Source organism: Paenibacillus sp. FSL W7-1279 (genome assembly GCF_037969845.1).
Taxonomy (GTDB): Bacteria; Bacillota; Bacilli; order Paenibacillales; family Paenibacillaceae; genus Paenibacillus_AQ.
Genome location: NZ_CP150215.1, coordinates 2361047 through 2378895 on the forward strand (window position 1 = coordinate 2361047; position 17849 = coordinate 2378895).

General features: G+C 51.2%; 18 protein-coding genes. 15 read left to right on the top strand and 3 right to left on the bottom strand.

Annotation, left to right across the window (positions count from 1 at the left end; genetic code table 11):
* Window positions 1–260 precede the first annotated feature (260 nt).
* The 5 genes from MKY82_RS10275 to MKY82_RS10295 all read left to right on the top strand — a co-directional run bounded on the left by MKY82_RS10275 (window position 261) and on the right by MKY82_RS10295 (window position 5209).
* Window positions 261–2252 carry a sensor domain-containing diguanylate cyclase gene (locus MKY82_RS10275; RefSeq protein ID WP_339296049.1) on the top strand — a complete coding sequence of 664 codons (1992 nt, stop codon included), beginning with the start codon at window positions 261–263 and terminating at the stop codon, window positions 2250–2252.
* 103 nt (window positions 2253–2355) lie between these two features.
* Window positions 2356–3183: a hypothetical protein gene (locus MKY82_RS10280; RefSeq protein ID WP_194541736.1), complete on the top strand. Its 828-nt coding sequence runs from the start codon at window positions 2356–2358 to the stop codon at window positions 3181–3183.
* A gap of 131 nt (window positions 3184–3314) precedes the next feature.
* Window positions 3315–4430 (top strand): aminopeptidase, encoded by a 1116-nt coding sequence (locus tag MKY82_RS10285; protein WP_339222884.1) that lies wholly within the window; start codon window positions 3315–3317, stop codon window positions 4428–4430.
* Window positions 4431–4525: 95 nt separating this feature from the next.
* Entirely contained in the window at window positions 4526–4771 is a 246-nt protein-coding gene (locus tag MKY82_RS10290; protein WP_071223684.1) for an HPr family phosphocarrier protein, read from the top strand.
* A gap of 150 nt (window positions 4772–4921) precedes the next feature.
* A complete protein-coding gene (locus tag MKY82_RS10295; protein ID WP_009589686.1) occupies window positions 4922–5209 on the top strand; it encodes a YlaN family protein in 288 nt (95 codons plus the stop codon).
* A 128-nt stretch (window positions 5210–5337) separates the two neighbouring features.
* Here MKY82_RS10295 and cax read toward each other — a convergent pair whose 3' ends face one another.
* Window positions 5338–6411: a calcium/proton exchanger gene (gene cax, locus MKY82_RS10300; protein ID WP_194541737.1), complete on the bottom strand. Its 1074-nt coding sequence runs from the start codon at window positions 6409–6411 to the stop codon at window positions 5338–5340.
* Window positions 6412–6598: 187 nt separating this feature from the next.
* On the opposite strand from cax, the gene MKY82_RS10305 reads away from it, so the two are divergent.
* On the top strand, window positions 6599–6985 hold the full coding sequence (locus MKY82_RS10305; RefSeq protein ID WP_009589611.1) for an Asp23/Gls24 family envelope stress response protein: 387 nt from the start codon (window positions 6599–6601) through the stop codon (window positions 6983–6985).
* A 53-nt stretch (window positions 6986–7038) separates the two neighbouring features.
* Here the strand turns inward: MKY82_RS10305 and ftsW are convergent, their stop codons facing one another.
* Both ftsW and MKY82_RS10315 read right to left on the bottom strand, forming a co-directional pair.
* Entirely contained in the window at window positions 7039–8256 is a 1218-nt protein-coding gene (gene ftsW, locus MKY82_RS10310) for a putative lipid II flippase FtsW (RefSeq protein ID WP_194541738.1), read from the bottom strand.
* 11 nt (window positions 8257–8267) lie between these two features.
* Window positions 8268–8615: a YugN family protein gene (locus MKY82_RS10315; protein WP_009589628.1), complete on the bottom strand. Its 348-nt coding sequence runs from the start codon at window positions 8613–8615 to the stop codon at window positions 8268–8270.
* A gap of 252 nt (window positions 8616–8867) precedes the next feature.
* Between MKY82_RS10315 and MKY82_RS10320 the strand changes: the two genes are divergently transcribed.
* The 9 genes from MKY82_RS10320 (at window position 8868) to MKY82_RS10360 (ending at window position 17849) form a co-directional block, all read left to right on the top strand.
* Complete coding sequence (locus MKY82_RS10320) at window positions 8868–9377, top strand: NUDIX hydrolase (RefSeq protein WP_194541739.1); 510 nt, start codon at window positions 8868–8870, stop codon at window positions 9375–9377.
* Window positions 9378–9410: 33 nt separating this feature from the next.
* Window positions 9411–10580 carry a M20 family metallopeptidase gene (locus MKY82_RS10325; protein WP_339296050.1) on the top strand — a complete coding sequence of 390 codons (1170 nt, stop codon included), beginning with the start codon at window positions 9411–9413 and terminating at the stop codon, window positions 10578–10580.
* 141 nt (window positions 10581–10721) lie between these two features.
* Window positions 10722–12506 (top strand): DNA repair helicase XPB, encoded by a 1785-nt coding sequence (locus MKY82_RS10330; protein WP_339296051.1) that lies wholly within the window; start codon window positions 10722–10724, stop codon window positions 12504–12506.
* Entirely contained in the window at window positions 12503–14224 is a 1722-nt protein-coding gene (locus tag MKY82_RS10335) for a helicase-associated domain-containing protein (protein ID WP_339296052.1), read from the top strand. Before MKY82_RS10330 ends, MKY82_RS10335 begins: the two co-directional genes overlap by 4 nt.
* A gap of 102 nt (window positions 14225–14326) precedes the next feature.
* A complete protein-coding gene (locus tag MKY82_RS10340) occupies window positions 14327–14764 on the top strand; it encodes a YlbF family regulator (RefSeq protein ID WP_339296053.1) in 438 nt (145 codons plus the stop codon).
* Between the two features lie 47 nt (window positions 14765–14811).
* A complete protein-coding gene (locus MKY82_RS10345; RefSeq protein ID WP_006209210.1) occupies window positions 14812–15075 on the top strand; it encodes a YlbG family protein in 264 nt (87 codons plus the stop codon).
* Between the two features lie 408 nt (window positions 15076–15483).
* Window positions 15484–15921 carry a hypothetical protein gene (locus MKY82_RS10350; protein WP_071223691.1) on the top strand — a complete coding sequence of 146 codons (438 nt, stop codon included), beginning with the start codon at window positions 15484–15486 and terminating at the stop codon, window positions 15919–15921.
* Between the two features lie 117 nt (window positions 15922–16038).
* On the top strand, window positions 16039–16944 hold the full coding sequence (locus MKY82_RS10355) for a selenium metabolism-associated LysR family transcriptional regulator (RefSeq protein ID WP_339296054.1): 906 nt from the start codon (window positions 16039–16041) through the stop codon (window positions 16942–16944).
* 50 nt (window positions 16945–16994) lie between these two features.
* Window positions 16995–17849 (top strand): PHP domain-containing protein, encoded by an 855-nt coding sequence (locus tag MKY82_RS10360; RefSeq protein ID WP_339296658.1) that lies wholly within the window; start codon window positions 16995–16997, stop codon window positions 17847–17849.

Below are 17849 nucleotides of genomic sequence, written 5' to 3' on the forward strand. Positions count from 1 at the left end.
ATGGACCTAAAAATATTGTGAAAAACGCATAAATTTTAATGCAAAAATGGGTAGAAAAGAGTAAGATGATATTGGATTAAGTAGTCTCATTTATCTAGTTACATATTGTAACATCTATCTGGTGTTTATGCAGCACCCTCCCAACATGTTGAACAGCTGGGTTACCGCCATTCATGCGGCAGCCAAATGGATCCTTACATTATGAATCGGAACGCCAGTCTTGGATAGGCCTTTTATAATGGTGCAAAGGAGCGCCCAATATGTCAGAAGATCAACGGAAAGTGTGTGAAAGCTCTCCCGGCTCTGCAGTTATGTTTCATGATGCCGGGCCAATTCCTGGAAACGAGCCTTGCTTTTGGCTTCAGAGCTTGGATATTACACCTCATGATTTCCCTTATATTCAGCCTCTCATATCAGACAGCTATCTGGAGTGGCTAAGAGAAAGCGCAGGCACACAGGCGATGAAGAAATTCAGCTGGGCCCTTCTTTCTCATGAGGGAGCTTGGCTGACAGGGGCTTCCGATATAACGGAATACCTTAATGTAAGTGAAGATGAGACATTATCGCTTGCTTTGAACACCAAGGAAGCGGCGCAAGGAATGGGAAAGGGTTCGTTTGAGGGAAGCGTGCTGTGCGCTGTCCCGCTCTTCACTCGCATTCATGGTGATGTATTTGCGGTGATGGTCAGTGTTTCCTCACAGGCAATGGAGCCGGAACAATCACTTATGCTGACAGAAACATACGCCTTATTGTTTCGTTCCTGCTTCTATCGGAAGCTGGAGTACGTGTTTGCTGATGATCTGGAGAAAGTCCACACCCAAGCTGAGCGTGAGGTGCACAGGCGTTCCATCATGTTTCAGTATGTCAAACGGATGCATGTCCAGATTGATGTGGACAGCGTGCTGGTGGAGGCTATCGACAGTGTCCTGGCGCTGTATCCCAAGGCCAAAGTCGAATTGTTTATGTCTCAGGACCATGAGAGTGGACATCCGCTTGTACGTCCTCTGCTGCTTCATCATTGGCAGAAAGAGGTTTATGTGCGGACATTTATGGAGGGTACCCTCACGATTGATGAACATGAGGAATCCGGTTCGATCGTGGAAATCGGGATTCCCATGGGAGGCAAGCAGGGCGTTTATGGCGTACTCCATGTGGAAGTGGACAAGTCCGAGCTGCCCGATATGGATTTGGAGCTGCTCGGGATGATGGCCGACGCTGCCGGCACCGCGTTTGAGAATGCCAAACTGTACGAGCAGTCCAATCTGATGATTCATGAGCTCCGTATGATTAATGAACTGACACAGCGGTTGAACAAAAGCCTGCATTTGGCGGAGATATTTCAATTTGCCAACCATGAGCTGCTAAAGATTCTTGAAGCCGATTACTGCTGCATTTTGATTTATAACGAGGAGCTTGGCGGTCTTGAAGTGGTATCCTGCAACGCCGAGTGGCTTGCCAAGGAGGTCTTTGAGAAGGATTATGGTTTGGGCGGCCTAGTCTATCATTCGAAGGAGCCCCTCATCCTGTCAGACTATCACGAAGAACGTCCGGCGGAATCCAGGCTAATGGAGAGCACTCATTCCAGCTCGATGATTGCTACTCCGCTAACCGTTAACGGTGAGGTACGGGGCGTTGTTCTTCTCACCCATGCGAAGCCGCATTATTTTTCCTATGACAGCTATCGGCTGCTTCAAGCTCTGACCAGCCATATTGGTCTGGCTATCGGCAATGCTTTTCTGCATGCGGAAGTGAGGAGAATGGCTAACCGGGATATGCTGACTGAACTGTATGCGAGACATTATCTTGACGAAATGATCCATGAATGTCAGAACCGTGATTTTTGCGGTTCTCTCATCGTTGTGGATATCGATGAATTCAAGCAGGTCAATGATACGTTCGGTCACCAGCGGGGGGACAAAATTCTGAAGCAGGTCAGCAGCATCGTGAAGACAACGATACGGCACAGCGATATTCCAGCCCGCTGGGGCGGTGAAGAGCTTGCCGTGTATTTGCCGGGACTCGGCATTCAACAGGCGATGCAGGTCGCCGAACGGATTCGCATAAGGGTATCGGAAGAGACCGATCCCCGCGTAACGGTGTCCTGCGGAATTTCCGAATGGAACTGGACCAATGACAAGATCAGCGTAGAGTCTCTCTTCTATCGAGCGGATATGGCCCTTTACGAAGCGAAGAATGGCGGCCGCAACCGGATTGTCGTGGAGAGGGCGGAAGCTGAAATCGGACTGGATTAAAAACCTTGCAGCTATTTAGTGGCTGCAGGGTTTTTTCTGTAATCTGCATAATGTAAGGGGCCGCGGATAGCCTAAGAGCAAGATCAACGAGAGGCTGATGATTATGAGAATGAGAAGATCACGGAGCGTCATCGGAATGGTTTTGTTTGTCTTTTGCCTAACCGGATGTGCCTGGCAGGAGCAGTTGTCGGCCGAAGAGTCGTTTAACCGTGCCCTGTCGGGGCTGTCGGGCGTTGATAATTTCTCTTTTCGGGGAGAAGCAGCGATTCGGACCGGAGAAAACGGACCGTTTCAGCAAAGTTTGGCATTTGAAGGCAATCTGCAGCATCATACGGATTTGACACTATCATCAAGGGACAAAGGGACAACAATACAGAAGGATAAGGTATCAGCGGATTCGGTATATAAATCAGATGGACTTACAGTGGCACTGAAGCGCAAAGAAGGCAAGTGGAGCACGCTGTCATCGGAACATGCCGAAGAAATGTGGATCACCCGCTTGAATCCGCTGGAACTGCTGGAGTATATCGGAAAGTCGGAGAAGACGGTGACCCAGGAGCTGGGGGCGGCAAGAGGAACCAAGGTGCTGCGCATCGAGCTGTCACCCGAGGCGGCAGCCAATATGGTCTATGGATCGCTGGATGAGCAGATGAAGGCGCTGGCTGCGCGGATCGAACGCAAAGGGGATCCTTTGTACAGTGCAGACCCTAAGGTTCGTAAACGACTGAAGGCCGTCTGGCAGCGAGACTATAATGAAATGAAGAACATGCTCAGCAAGGCGGATGCCGTTTCGGTCTCTCATGTTACGATTAACAACAAAAAACAGCTTCCTACCAAACTGACTATGGAACGAACGTTGTTTTTTGTTGACGAGCAGGGCAGAACCCGCACGGAAACGCTGCTGTCCGATGTTACATTTACCGGTTATTGAAGGATCAGCCATGAAAATTTTTTTAACGATGAACGCTGACTTCGTGTTGGTTGCATGCTACAATAATTTATAAATTTACCGCTGTTCAATTCATATGTAGGGGAACAGTCATCATAAGGAGGATATGACATATGCGTGATCCCAGAATTCAAAAACTGGCTCAAAATCTCGTGAACTATTCGGTAGATATGCAGCCAGGCGAAAATGTGCTCATTGAAATGATCGGATCGGAGCGCGATCTGCTGAATGCCATCATTGAGGAGGTTTCGAATCAAGGCGGCCGTCCGTTCGTGCAATTGACAGATCGCACGGTTCAACGGGCCATGCTGAAGAAAGCAAACAAGGAGCAGCTTGAGCTGTGGGCTGAGCTGGATCTTGAGCGCATGAAGAAAATGGATTGTTACATCGGTATCCGCGCAGGCGAGAACGTCAACGATATGGCTGACGTGCCTGAGGAAAACATGAAGCTGTACAATGCACTTTACTCGCATCCCGTACATAGCGAAGAGCGTGTCAAGCGTACGAAATGGGTGGTTCTCCGCTATCCGAACGCCAGCATGGCGCAGCTTGCCAACACCAGCACGGAGGCGTTTGAGGATTTCTACTTCGATGTGTGCAATCTGGACTATTCCAAAATGGACCGCGCGCAGGATCCTTTGGCCGAGCTGATGAGGAATACCGACAAGGTTCGCATCGTGGGACCGGGAACGGACCTCAGCTTCTCGATCAAGAACATCGGCGCGGAGAAATGCTCCGGCCAGAAAAACATTCCGGATGGCGAGGTATACACAGCGCCTGTTCGTGATTCGGTTAACGGAACGATCGCTTACAATACACCGACTCTTTACAATGGCGTCACCTTCGAAAATATTAAATTCCGCTTTGAAAACGGAAAAATCGTCGAAGCAACAGGCAGCGACACGAAGCGGCTGAACGAGATCCTTGATGCGGACGAAGGTGCAAGATATATCGGCGAGTTTGCCATCGGCTTCAACCCGTACATTTTGACACCGATGAAAGATATTCTGTTTGACGAGAAAATCGCAGGTAGCCTGCATTTTACGCCAGGTCAAGCATATGATGTAACAGACAACGGCAATCGTTCCTCGATTCACTGGGATCTCGTGCTGATCCAGCGTCCGGAGTACGGCGGCGGGGAAATCTACTTTGATGACCGTCTCATTCGCAAGGATGGTATATTTGTTATTCCAGAACTGGCAGCGTTAAATCCGGAAAATCTTAAATAGATTGGAAAAAATGTTGCATAAGAAAACGGATTCAATGTATCATGAAGGTGCAGTGATGAGCTTTATTCAGATCCTAAAGTTACGGAGGGATTCGTATGTCCAATAACAATCAATCTATCGTAGAAATTTCGCAAACCGCCAGCCAGTTCTCATCCTCCATCGTTTTACAGGCGGAGAACAAGTACATTGATGTTAAGAGCATCTTGGGTCTGTTCACAACGCTTGTCAACAGCCAAAGCTATGAACTGCATGTACATGGACCTGATGCTGATGCAGCTAAAAAGGCAATGATCGACGTATTCACCAAGCATGGTTTGAATGTATCCGTCGTGGCTGAATAACAGTCGCCAAAAACACCCTTCCATAGAATGGAAGGGTGTTTTTTCGTAGAGAAAGGGTCTATTTTGTTCAGGTCCTTGTATTGAGAAACGATTTCGACTAATATTAAAGATAGTAACTGTGCTGTGATTTTTGACATAGGGGGGAAGATCATGACTTCATCTGATTTACAGGAACAGCTGAATCTCAAAGCGATCAGTCTTCTACATGAAGATGCAGATAAAATCCTAAAGCTTATTGAAGTACAGATGGAGAATCTGGCGACCCGTTATTGCCCTCTCTATGAGGAAGTGCTGGATACCCAAATGTACGGTTTTTCAAAAGAGGTTGATTTCGCGGTGCGGGCCGGGCTTCTTCCGGAAAGTACGGGAAAGCAGCTGATCAGCAAGCTTGAACGCAATCTGGCGGTCCTGTACGAAGCCATGAATCAATCCAAATAGCCTGTACTCGTACAGGCGCATACATAGAGAAACGCATGTCGCACTCAGGCGGCATGCGTTTTTTTCTTGTGGATAGGATGGCATCGCGCACGATGTATGCAGCTGTGCGGGCGGACCGTTTCCTACGCTTAGACGAGGAAGAACGAGACGCCCAGTATGACGTATACGGCGAGCAGCAGAAGGCCTTCATACCAGTTGGATGCACCGTCCTGCGTGATGGATCTGGCAATGAATACGGCGACGCCGATGGCGACCAGCTCCAGCGTGGTGAACACGAGATCCATCGTATCTCCGAGAAAGAAGCTGATAAACACAAGCACGGGAGCAACGAACAGGGCGATCTGCAGGCTGCTGCCAACGGCAATTTCAACGGCGGCGCCGATTTTGTTCTTCATCGCCAGCATGATAGCTGCACTATGCTCGGCGGCGTTACCGATAATCGCTACCAAGAAGGCCCCGATAAACAGCTCGCTGAGGCCATACTCGTGACTGATAGGCTCAAGGACCCCGACAAGCCATTCGCTGACAAACGCGACCATGACGGTGGCGACGACAAGATACAGAATCGAGCGTTTCTTGGACCAGGTGGGGCCGTGCTCGTGCGGCAGCGCATCCTGGTCGTGATCGTCGCTGACATCCGCCAAATAATTTTTGTGGGTAATCATTGAGAATCCAAGCCATGCGATGTAGGACACGATAAGAATTCCCGCTACAATGAGGCTGAGCGTCTTGGTTTCACTCTCCGTAATGGAGTGGGTATTCAGAAAGACTGCAGGGATGAACAGCGCGATAATGGCCAGCGTCATCAGGGATCCGTTCAGACCTGCCAGCGTCACATTGTATTTCTGGATTTTAAACTTGAGGCCCCCGGCAAACAGGCTGAGCCCGAGAACGAGCAGCAAGTTGCCGATAATGGAGCCGGTGATGCTTGCCTTCACCATATCGTACAAGCCTTCCTTGATCAGCAGGATGGCGATGATCAGCTCTGCCGCGTTACCGAAGGTGGCGTTGAGGAATCCCCCGAGTCGTTGACCCGCGTAATGCGCAACGCTTTCGGTTGCTTTGCCTAGAAAACCGGCGACAAAAATAACCGAGATCGAAGACAAAATGAATTGGAGCGTGAAGTTCCAGTTCGCAAAGTGTCCCAGCGCGCTCAGTAAAAAAGTGAAGATGAGAAGCGCGGGATTTAGCCATTTTTTCATAACCGACACCTACCTTATGGTTTATGTACTGATGAGTTCTTGCGATTGGAAACGACGATTCTCGCATCGCTTTCTACAATATACCCAAATTTTTCGAAAAATTATCCCTGTTTTCTGAAGGGAGCATTTGCTTTTTGGGTCCGTTACGATTTACAATAACGGATAATGAGGTGAAGGAGGATATGGCATGACGGAACAACTTCAACTGGATAACGGTTTGATTCGAATATCGGATGATGTCGTCTCGAAAATTGCCGGATTGGCTGCCTTGGAAACCCCAGGTATTGCAGCCATGTCCGGTGGATTGTCCGAGGGCTGGGCTAAGAGACTGAGCGGCAAAAATGTGCAAAAGGGTGTTACCGTGGAAGTAGGTCAGCTGGAAGCGGCGATCGACCTGCGGATTATCGTGCTCTATGAGACACCAATACATGAAGTGTGCCGCATGCTTCAACAGAATGTCCGCGAAGCTGTCGAGAGCATGACAGGGCTTCGAGTGGTTGAGGTCAACGTGAAGGTCGAAGGCGTAGCGTTTAAAGACGATGAAATCGACGATATTCAGCTTCGAGCCAAATAAGACGACCATAGGGGATCGTGCCCCGCTAATGATGAAAAAAATCGAAAAAAAGACTACCGGATTGCCCGGTAGTCTTTTTTAATTACGGATTTAACCTGCTCCTCTTTCATCGGACGGTTGCTGTCCCTGGATATGCTAAGCACGATTCCCATACTCAGCATCATGACCAGCAGCGAGGATCCGCCATAACTGATGAACGGGAGGGTAACGCCCGTTATCGGGATGGTATTGGTCACCCCGCCGATATTGATGAAGGCCTGAATGGCGATCAGTCCCATGATGCCGACGCCGGTCAAGGTACCGAAGGGATCCGAACAGCGTAGCGAAACAATGATCCCTCGCAGGATAAAATATAAGTAGAGCAGGAGGAATATCGCGGTTCCGATAAAACCGAATTCTTCGCCGATGACCGAAAAGATAAAGTCGTTGTAAGGATTCGGCAGATAATGCAGCTTCTGCACGCTCTCCCCGTAACCGGCTCCGGTGACACCGCCCTGGCCGATGGCGATCAGCGATTGAACCAAATTGTAGCCCGTGTCCGACTCATCGTGGAACGGGTCCATGAAAGCCTCGATCCGGCCCATCTTATAGTTCTTGGAAGCCTCTTCCTGATCTCCGCCGGAGTTAAAGAGCGATCCGACTCCCAGTGTGAGCACCAGGCCAAGCGCAACAAGCGAGATACATCCGAGGATATGCTTGAGGCTGGCGCCGCCGGCATAGATCAGCAGTCCGCTGGTAGCCACGAGGATGAAACAGGAGCCCAGGTCCGGCTGAAGCATGATCAGTCCCGCTACGATCCCTACAATAATGAGTACGGGGAAGAAACCGCCCTTCCATTGACGGATTCGTTCCCCTTTTTTGGTGATCAACGCTGCCAGATAGACAATGGTCGCTATTTTGGCCAGTTCGGTCGGCTGGATGCCGAATTTCCCCAGGTTAAACCAGCTTGTGGCTCCGTTGGTTGCGGAACCGATGATCACCACAAGAATCAGCAGCATCAAGGTTAGAAAAAACACCGGTATGAATAGCTTCTTGTACTTTTTATAGTTGATGTTCATGGCAACAAACATAACCAATGTGCCAAGGACGGCAAACGCGACTTGCCGCTTCGTAAAATGCAGCGGATCGTTATTGAATTTTTCATTGAAAACGGCCAAGCTGGAGCTGGAACTGAACACCATGATCAGTCCGAATCCCACCAACAGCAAGGTAAGGATCAGCAGTTGAAAATCCGGCGTCCCTCTCTTCGGCTGAGGTTTGGTCGTATTCATAATGTTCGACCTTACGCTTCCAGAAGAGCTTTGAGCTCTTGAAGCTTCTTGGTGGCCACATTCATAACGGGCTGTGGAGCCATGGATTCATACTCGAGTCCGTGCGGGAACGTGGCTTTACCCAGGTATACCGCTTCGATTTTGAGGATGGTATCCGGTTTTTCGAGCTTGCCTTCAACAGCGCGGGTGTTGATGCGCAGGAAGTATTCAGCCTGATTTTTTTTATCTTCGATTTTCAAGTCATATGTAGCGCGGTAATATTCCCACTGCCAACGAATGAAGCCTACTTTCTCGGCACATTCATCGAGGTAAGCTAAATCGCTGTGCAATCCGTCCAAGCCTGTATTTTCGAAAATCATGTGGTTGTAACCCCCTTAATAGTCCTTGCAAAGTTCTTTAATATGATAGTATGTTTCAGGAACTTGTGCAAGCCTGTACCGCCCGTCACGCTTCAATTGAGACCTTTTATCCAGATGAGTTTTTGATAACGACAGGCATTCTTCTTTTCTGCTAAAATAAAAGCAAGTGAAAACGCTGTGAAATGTACGCTTTCCATTCCGGTGGTTATATATTCATAGGACTTCAATTCAAGCGAAGGGTGGATATGGCCGATGAACCGCGTCGTTTACCGCACGGATTATTATGTAGTGGAAGAGAACGGGCAGAAGGAAATTGTCGTGATCGACCGGATTCCGGAATCAACAGCGGTTGTGGCCGTTTATCAAGGGTGTCTGCTCCTGGTATGCCAGCACCGGGAAGCGGTGGATGAGATCACTTGGGAGCTTCCTGGCGGAACGGTGAGACCCGGTGAGGAACGGAAGCTTGCCGTGAAGCGGGAGCTTGAGGAAGAGGCAGGTGTACTGTGCAAGGACTTGTCCTACATGGGCAGCGCTTATCCGATGGCTTCTCTAGCCAACCGGAACGTTCATTTTTATTTCACCGACGATTTGAAGGTGTCCGTTAGCCACGAGTCGAATCAAGATGAGGACGAAGATGTTAGAGCTATGTGGGTCCCGCTCAGGGATGTGTATCGCAAGATGAAGGAAAGCGGCCGAATGGATGCCATGGTTGGGCACGGGCTGCTGCTGAGCAAGCTTCACGGATTTCTTGCGATCGATTGAGCCGCATATAGCGGGGAAGGATGATGGAACTTGATGAAGGAAGCATTTTGGGAACAATGGTATCCACGGATGGTGGAATGGCGGCGTCATTTACATATGCACCCGGAACTTTCGTTCCAGGAGAAGGAAACTTCGACATTTATAGCAACCCGGCTGCAGGAGCTTGGTCTGGAGGTCAAGACAGGCGTAGGCGGTCATGGAGTGATAGGAATTCTAAGAGGAGATAAACCCGGCAATACCGTTGTGCTGCGCTCCGACATGGATGCGCTGCCGATTGAAGACGGCAAGAGCTGCGAGTACAAATCGCGGGTGCAAGGAGCGATGCATGCTTGCGGGCATGACGGGCATGCCTCCATGCTGCTGGGGGCTGCGGCTTACTACAGCACGTACCCGGAAGAAGTTCAGGGCGAGATTCGTTTCATGTTTCAACCGGCGGAGGAAGTCTGCCCCGGCGGTGCGGTAGAGATGATCAAGGATGGAGCGCTTGACGGAGCCGACGTTGTCTATGGTCTCCACTTATGGACGCCGTTTCCAGTAGGAACCGCAGCGAGCGCGCCAGGTCCGCTGATGGCTGCGGCGGATGAGTTCTTCATTGATATTACGGGGCGCGGGGGACACGGCGGTATGCCGCATGTGACAGCCGATGCCCTGGTAGCGGGAGCAGCGCTGGTCATGCAGCTTCAAACCATTGTAAGCCGCACGGTAGATCCGCTGCAGCCTGCCGTGGTTACGGTAGGAACGATGCAAGCCGGAACGGCGCAAAACGTCATTGCTTCCTCTTGCCGGATTACGGGAACGGTACGCACCTTTGACGAACCTACCCGGACGCTAATACGGGAGCGGATCGAGCATATGACCCGGACGGTTTCGGAAACCTACGGCACGAAAGCAGCGGTTCGATATCTCGTCGGTTATCCACCCTTGGTGAATGATGAGACCGAAACCGCTCGCTTCTTCCGTACGGCCCCTAAGGTATTCGAAGCGGATCAGGTCAAGGTGTCACCCAAACTGATGCCGGCAGAGGATTTTGCATACTACTTGAAGGAAATTCCGGGCTGCTTCATTTTCGTTGGAGCCGGTAACCCGGATAAGGCGGCAATCTATCCGCATCACCATCCGATGTTCGACTTTGATGAAGATGCCATGCGTTATGGGGCGAAGCTGCTGGTCGAGATGGTGTCGAGCTATCAGAACGGGGACTAGACTTTAAGAAAATCGCAATCATCGCGCATGAACGCTCGTAATTTGGAAATCCTATAGATCATAGGGGAAGTTCAGATCCATGGACATGGATGTGGGCTTCTTTTTTTTTAAGATGACCAAACGTTGCGAGGAGGGAATAGGGTGCATAACAAGCCATGCATCGTCCAGCGGGATCGGACCATATTGCTTGAAACCGCTCATGCGGATGCTGAGATCGCACGCGTACAACTGGCCCAGTATGCGGATTTGATCAAAAGTCCTTCGTCTTTTCATACATATCGCCTCACCCCGTTATCCTTATGGAACGCCGCTGCCGGGGGAATGACGGCTGAGGCAATTTGTTCGAGCCTTCGGTCGCTGTCACGATGGGATGTGCCGGCAGCTCTGCTCGAAGAGGTTTGCCAGCTCGTTGGGCGTTACGGACAGCTGTCGCTGCTCCCGCATCCCACGCTTGACCGCTCATTGCTGCTATCTAGTCATGAGGAAGACTTGATGCAGGAGCTGATATCCCATCGCTCCCTGAAGGAAATCGGCGTTCGATTGATTTCGCCGAAGGAAGCAGAAGTGCCTTCAGACCGACGTGGCCTATTGAAGCAGGAGATGACCCGGCTCGGCTATCCTGTGCTGGACCACGCGGGATATATGGACGGGCAATATCTGAACATTCTTTGGCGTGGTGAAAAATCGGACAGTGGGGGTCTTGAAGACTCCAACGGCGGATCCAACGATCAGCGCTTTCAGCTCCGCGACTATCAGCGGAAGGCTGCCGATTCCTTCAGGGATGTCGGCGGTGAAGGCGGCAACGGGGTCCTTGTCCTGCCTTGCGGTGCCGGGAAAACGGTCATTGGCATCGCTGCGATGCGCGATCTGCAGTGCGAGACTCTGATCCTCACTTCGAACACAACGTCTGTACGGCAGTGGATCGCCGAGCTGCTGCAGAAAACCTCGCTGTCCGCGGAGGAGATCGGTGAATACTCCGGTCAGCGCAAAGAGGTGAGGCCGGTAACGGTCGCCACCTATCACATCCTGACCCACCGACAAGGCAAGGGGGATGAACAGCAGCATATGAAGCTGTTTAATGAACGCCGCTGGGGCTTAATCATCTATGATGAGGTTCATCTTCTTCCGGCCCCAGTATTCCGTGCGACGGCTGATATTCAAGCGACCCGCAGGCTCGGACTGACCGCCACCCTGGTTCGAGAGGATGGAAGGGAGCATGACGTGTTCTCGCTGATCGGCCCCAAACGATATGAAATGCCGTGGAAAAGGCTGGAGGAGCAGGGCTGGATTGCTTCGGTGGACTGTACGGAGATTAAGGTGCCGCTGCCGGATGAGATCAGAGCAGCCTGCGAGACGGCGGGCAAAAGGGATCAGTATCGGCTGGCTGCCGAGAATCCGTCCAAGCTCCGCGTGATTCGGCAGCTCGTGGATTTCCACAAGGATGCACAGACGCTGATCATTGGGCAATACCTGGATCAGCTTCATGCCATTGCCGAAGAGCTGCAGGCCCCTCTCATTACGGGGCAGATGACGCAGGATCAGCGCAATGAATGGTATAAGGCTTTCCGTGAAGGAACCGTCCGTGTACTTGTCGTTTCGAAAGTGGCTAACTTCGCCGTTGACCTGCCTGATGCCTCCGTGGCGATCGAGGTATCGGGAAGTTACGGCTCTAGGCAGGAGGAGGCGCAGCGTCTCGGACGCTTGCTGCGGCCGAAGCAGGGGGAGAACCGGGCTTATTTTTATGCATTGGTAACGGAGGAGAGCCGGGAGGAGATGTTTGCGATCCGGCGTCAGCTGTTCCTGATTGAGCAGGGGTATGAATATCACGCGATTCAAGCGAACCCCCCGGCCATCCTTGACCTGGCATCGATGCGGCATACGCATCGACTGCAGATTCCTGACGGGAAGGAGGCCTCGTGGAGATGATGGAACAGCAGGACGTGGCGGATGCCATAAGCTTAGATCGGCTTCTTCCGAAGGAGCGTTCGGTCCTTCATCATATCTGGAGCCGTTTTGCCGGGCAGCGATTTGATGACGACAAACTTCGCTCGCTGCGCGTTCGGCGCTTGAGCGGCGTGGAAGTCCAGCTCGCCTTCTTATCCTTGAGGCAGCAGCGATGGGTTCAAGCGGTAAAGCAGGGCTGGGGCGAGAGGCTGTACTTCATCCCTTTTGATAAGCTTCAGATTCTCCAGGAGGCCTTTGGCGATCTCAAGGTGGGTTCCGTTCCCGCAGCTGCCGTGAAGCTCCAGCAGGAGGGAAGAAGCGGGATAGCAGTCGATATGTTCAATGTTCTCGTATATGTCGCTAAGAACCGAGTGGCTGTGACTGCTAAAGGGGTTCTGCATAAAAAATTTATTCAGAAGCTGGGGAGCGTGGTGGAATTATCGCCATCCGATGTTGAGGGGCTTGCACTTCAATATGATCACGCTGATGTTTACCCACCACATATTGCGGTTGTATTGGATTTGCTGTTTTCGTTTGATCTGGTCGCCCTAGAGCAAGGGGAGCTTAGACTGAACATGACCGCATTGCGCCATTGGCTTGCACTCACGCGCGAAGCGATGGACCGATTGGTTCTGTTGCGCATGATGGAACGCTATGTTCCGAGTTTGGCCGAGTATCAGCATTTCACATGGCGGATTTGTCACTCATCACGGATCGGTGGGATGTGGTACTATGCTCAGCACACATTGGCATATGGCGAGGAGCCCCAGAACTTGGAGCCAAGTAGCGGAAAGGAATTGTCCGCGGAGGACGCAGCTTCATGGCTCCGTTTATTAACCGGCTGCGGTTACACCGATCTTGGCATGGATCACGATGGCCAATTCCTGTTCCGGTGGCGTATGGATCCCTGCTCCTTGCTGAGTGGAAGCAGCCAGGATAACACCGGATCTTCGGGGCTGTTTATCCAGCCGGATTTTGACATATTGATTCCGCCTGACGCGTCTTACACGGTCAAGTTTACGGCTGCCCTGTGCACGGAGCGCATCTCGGATGACGTAATGACGGTCTATCGTCTGACCAGGGATTCGGTGGCTCAGGCGGCGATGGCAGGAATGGGGCTGGAAGCGATCACGGCATTTTTTACGGAGTATGCTGCGGCGGGAATTCCGGAGAACGTGCATGCTGCCTTATGTCAGTGGGGCAAAGAGCTTGAAAGAACGGGTAAGGATGAGCTTTCACGATTTATCGGCGCAGCTCCGAAAGATAAAGCGGTACCCGGGGCCTGTGATGAAGAAGATAACCGTTACGTCATGCCGGGTTATTCTGGCAGCCCATCCAGCAGTTTGATTCGCCCTGCGCGCAGCGAGCTTGCTCTTGAATTGGACCACAGCCTTCCGGATATAACGTCAATCGTTCCGGATTTGAACCGGATTCCCATCATGTGGACACGGGATTGGCGTTCTTATCACGGTTCGACGGCCAAGCAAATGATGGAGCAGGCGCTTGAATTGTCAGCTAAATTAGAGATTGCGGTCGATGGCAGCCGGATGGAGTTTATTCCATTTCAGCTCGAGCGGCAGCCATGGAAAATTTCGGGAGCGTTATACGATCCGGACTCCGAATCTGATTCCGAAATGACGGAAACCGTGGTGCAGTTAGGCGAAGGGGAATGGAAGGAAATGCGGCTTGTGATTCCGTAAAAGCGTATGAATTCCCCCTTCTTAAGATACGAGCGTTATGCTATGATGAAAGAGTCCACAAACAAAGCGTGGGCCAAACTAATAGAAAAGCGGGATGAGTTCATGAGCGTATCGGAAATAAATACGGTCGATATGGCCGAGGTGCTCACCTATGCCTATGAAATAGGCGACATGATTAATGCTTCCGTCGAAGTGGCGGATTATCTATATTGGAAGCAGGCAGTTGAGGGTGATCCTATGATTCAGGCTTTAATCAAAAAGCTTGAGTCCAAGAAAGAGCTGTTTGAAGAGACCCAGCGGTTCGGTCACTTTCACCCGAATTACCATTCGGCCAAGGATGAAGTAGCCGCGGTGGAAGCGGAGCTTGAGGCTTTCGAGCCTGTAGCCCGGTTCAAGCAGGCGGAGAAGAATCTGGACGATCTGCTGCATTCGATGTCGGAGAAGATTGCTTTTTCGGTTTCGGAGAGCATCAAGGTTCCGGGCAACGATCCTCTTTCCAAGAAGGGTTGCGGCAGCGGCGGAGCTTGTTCGTGCGGATAATAGGCAAAGACTAGAGATAGAGACGAAAGCGAGGCGAGGAGCTTAGGATGTTGGCTGAACGGACCGGTTTTATTATATGGGTCAGCGATGTGAAGGCAGCAAGGAATTTGGAGAAATACGGCAGTGTGCACTATATATCACGCCGCATGCATTATGTTGTCATGTACGTCAATGCTGACCGCGCCGAGGAAACAATGAAGAACATCCGGAGATTGTCCTACGTTCGTAAGATCGAGCGCTCCTACCGGAATGAGATTAAGACGGAGTACAGCAGCAAAGGACCGGATAAAGCGAAGTTTTACGGACCTTAGCATGATGTGCCTGATCGTGAATCTAACGCAAATCGCATAAGTTAGCGAGAAGAGCGTAAAGCGGCCCCCGTAGGGCCGCTTTTTTTAAACTATCGGTAAGTATAAAGTTGGAGCGTGGGCATGGCTTTATAAAGTTTATTATGGATTGATGACGATAGATTGGCATAATTCGGAATCTTGTTTGATAAAATAGTATAAGTAAGGTACAATTTACATTTTAATCAAACCCATCATTCCATTCGGGCGTCAGCGCCCCAACGCACAGGATACAACTAGAGATATTTCTAAATTTTCGGTGATTGTTCACAAGAAGCGAGGTTTCAATCTTGTGAATGCCAGTGGAATGATGTAATATGTTGGGTATATATACATAGATACAAAGACCCATTTGGTGGAGAGTGATATTCCATGCGCGACAAAGGGACTGAGCGGTGGAGCACCTATGAGCCGTTTTATATTACGTTAAATGATAAAAAGGTCGCCGACATCGTCATTACCAATCATGCCAAGAGCCGTTATACGGACCGGGTTCAAGGTAACGACACGTCCCATGAGGAAATCGGGACATGGATGTGGGAGTGCCTGAAGCAGGACCGGATCGTGCCGTATTACCGCAACGAGCAGGATGTCTATCTGATTGACGACGACCTCGTTGTTGTGGCGGAGTTCTCGGAGCTGGAGCATGAACGTGATCTGATTGGCAACCCGCTGCATCGGATGATTATTGTAACTTTTTTGGGACGTATGTCAGAAACCATTGAGCTTCGAGACCTGAAGTCTTATTACTCATGGCTTCGCCATTCACGTCGCATGACACTGATTAAGAACAGCCGTAAACGTAAATAAAGAAATAGAGTTTTCATATGGCATGCGAGCGTAAGCGCGGATGTCTTTTTTGTATGCTCCGCCGCGATCCGTTACAATGATAAATACAAAAGCGGCAGCGAGAGGGGAACCGATGTTATGAACTTTCATCAGCTACATATTTTTTACACGGTAGCAGAGCGCGGGAGTTTTTCCGCTGCTGCCCAGGCGCTTCATATGAGCCAGCCTGCTGTGACGATGCAGGTACAATCGCTCGAGGAGTATTTTGGAACAAAGCTCCTCATTCGTTCCACCAAGCGCATGGAATTGTCCGAAGCCGGGAGGACGCTGCTTCCTTTTGCCCGCAAGAGCCTGGAGCTGTCGCAGGAAACGGACGCGGCGATGGCGGCTTTCTCTAATAAGCTTCAGGGAAGGCTGCAGCTGGGGGCAAGCCTGACCATCGGGGAATACGTGCTGCCCCGATTGCTGGGGCCCTTCGGCCGGGAGTATCCGGATATATCCATTATGCTGAAAGTGATGAACACCACGCAGATCCTCGAGGAAATCGCCGGCCATCAACTGAATTTCGGGCTGATTGAGGCACCTGTGGAGCATCCGGATATGGTTCTCGATTCGGTCATGGAGGATGAGTTGAAACTGATCGTTCCTTCCGGCCATCCTTTAGCAATAAGGAAAGCTGCGATATATTTGGAGGATGTGCTGAAGTATCCGTTTGTGCTTCGCGAGAAGGGGTCTGGCACACGGAAGGTGATGGAGGATGTGCTGCTTATGCGGGGGTATGATCCCGAAAGCATCCAAACGGTCATGGAGCTTGGGAGTACGGGAGCGGTGAAATCGGCGGTAGAGGAAGGGCTCGGCATTACGATGCTGTCGACCTCAACGGTCAAGCATGAAACCGCGCTCGGTTTAGTCAAAATGATTGATATTGCGGATGCTTCGTTTAAACGGAATTTTTATTCCATTCAGTTGCGGTCCGCGCTGCTGCCGATGTCGGCGATGACGTTTTTGGCCTATTTAAAGGAACGTCAGCAAAACCAGCGATAAAGCACACCCGAACTTACAACGAAAGGGGATTGATTGACATAGATAAATCGATGAATCGGACAGGCTGCGACCTTCATTCCCACACCCAGGCTTCGGACGGGATGAACACACCTTCGGAGAACGTGCAGCTTGCTTTCGAGCGGGGACTTGGGGCTCTAGCTATAACGGACCATGACACGGTGGCCGGTGTCGAGGAGGCGCTGCAAGCCGGAGAACGCCTCAACATGATCGTGGTCCCTGGCGTAGAAATCAGCACCATGGCAGGCGGGACGGATATTCACGTCCTGGGCTATTACATAGATTACCAGGACCCCGTGTTTCTGAAGCGGCTGGCAGAGCTCCGTCGTACAAGAGGGGAGCGCAATGAGAAGATCATGGCGAAGCTGAGAGGGCTAGGCATCGAGCTGACGATGGAGGAAGTGATCGGAGGCTTGGGGCGGCCGCTCGAACCCGATGAGAGCATCGGCCGCCCGCATATTGCGGATGCCTTGGTTCTTAAGGGTCATGCCCTCGATCTAAGGGATGCCTTTGACCGGTATCTCGCACAGGGCGCAGCTGCATATGTGCCGCAGCCGCGGATTCATCCCAAAGAAGCCTGCGAATGGATACGCGAAGCCGGGGGCGTGCCGGTGCTTGCGCACCCTGGACTCTACGGCGATGATGCATTGGTGAGAGCGGTCATTGAAGAGGCTGCTTTCAAGGGGATTGAAGTCTATCATTCGGACCATGGGGCAGCAGAGGAGAAACGGTATTTGGCGATGGCTGAGGCATACGGTTTGATTGTGACCGCCGGATCCGATTACCATGGCGAGAGGCAGGGCCGAGTGTTCCATGGGGATATCGGCAGCCGTCAGGTATCCATCCAGGTGTTGGATGAGCTTCAACAGGCGCGGGCAAGGAGCTAA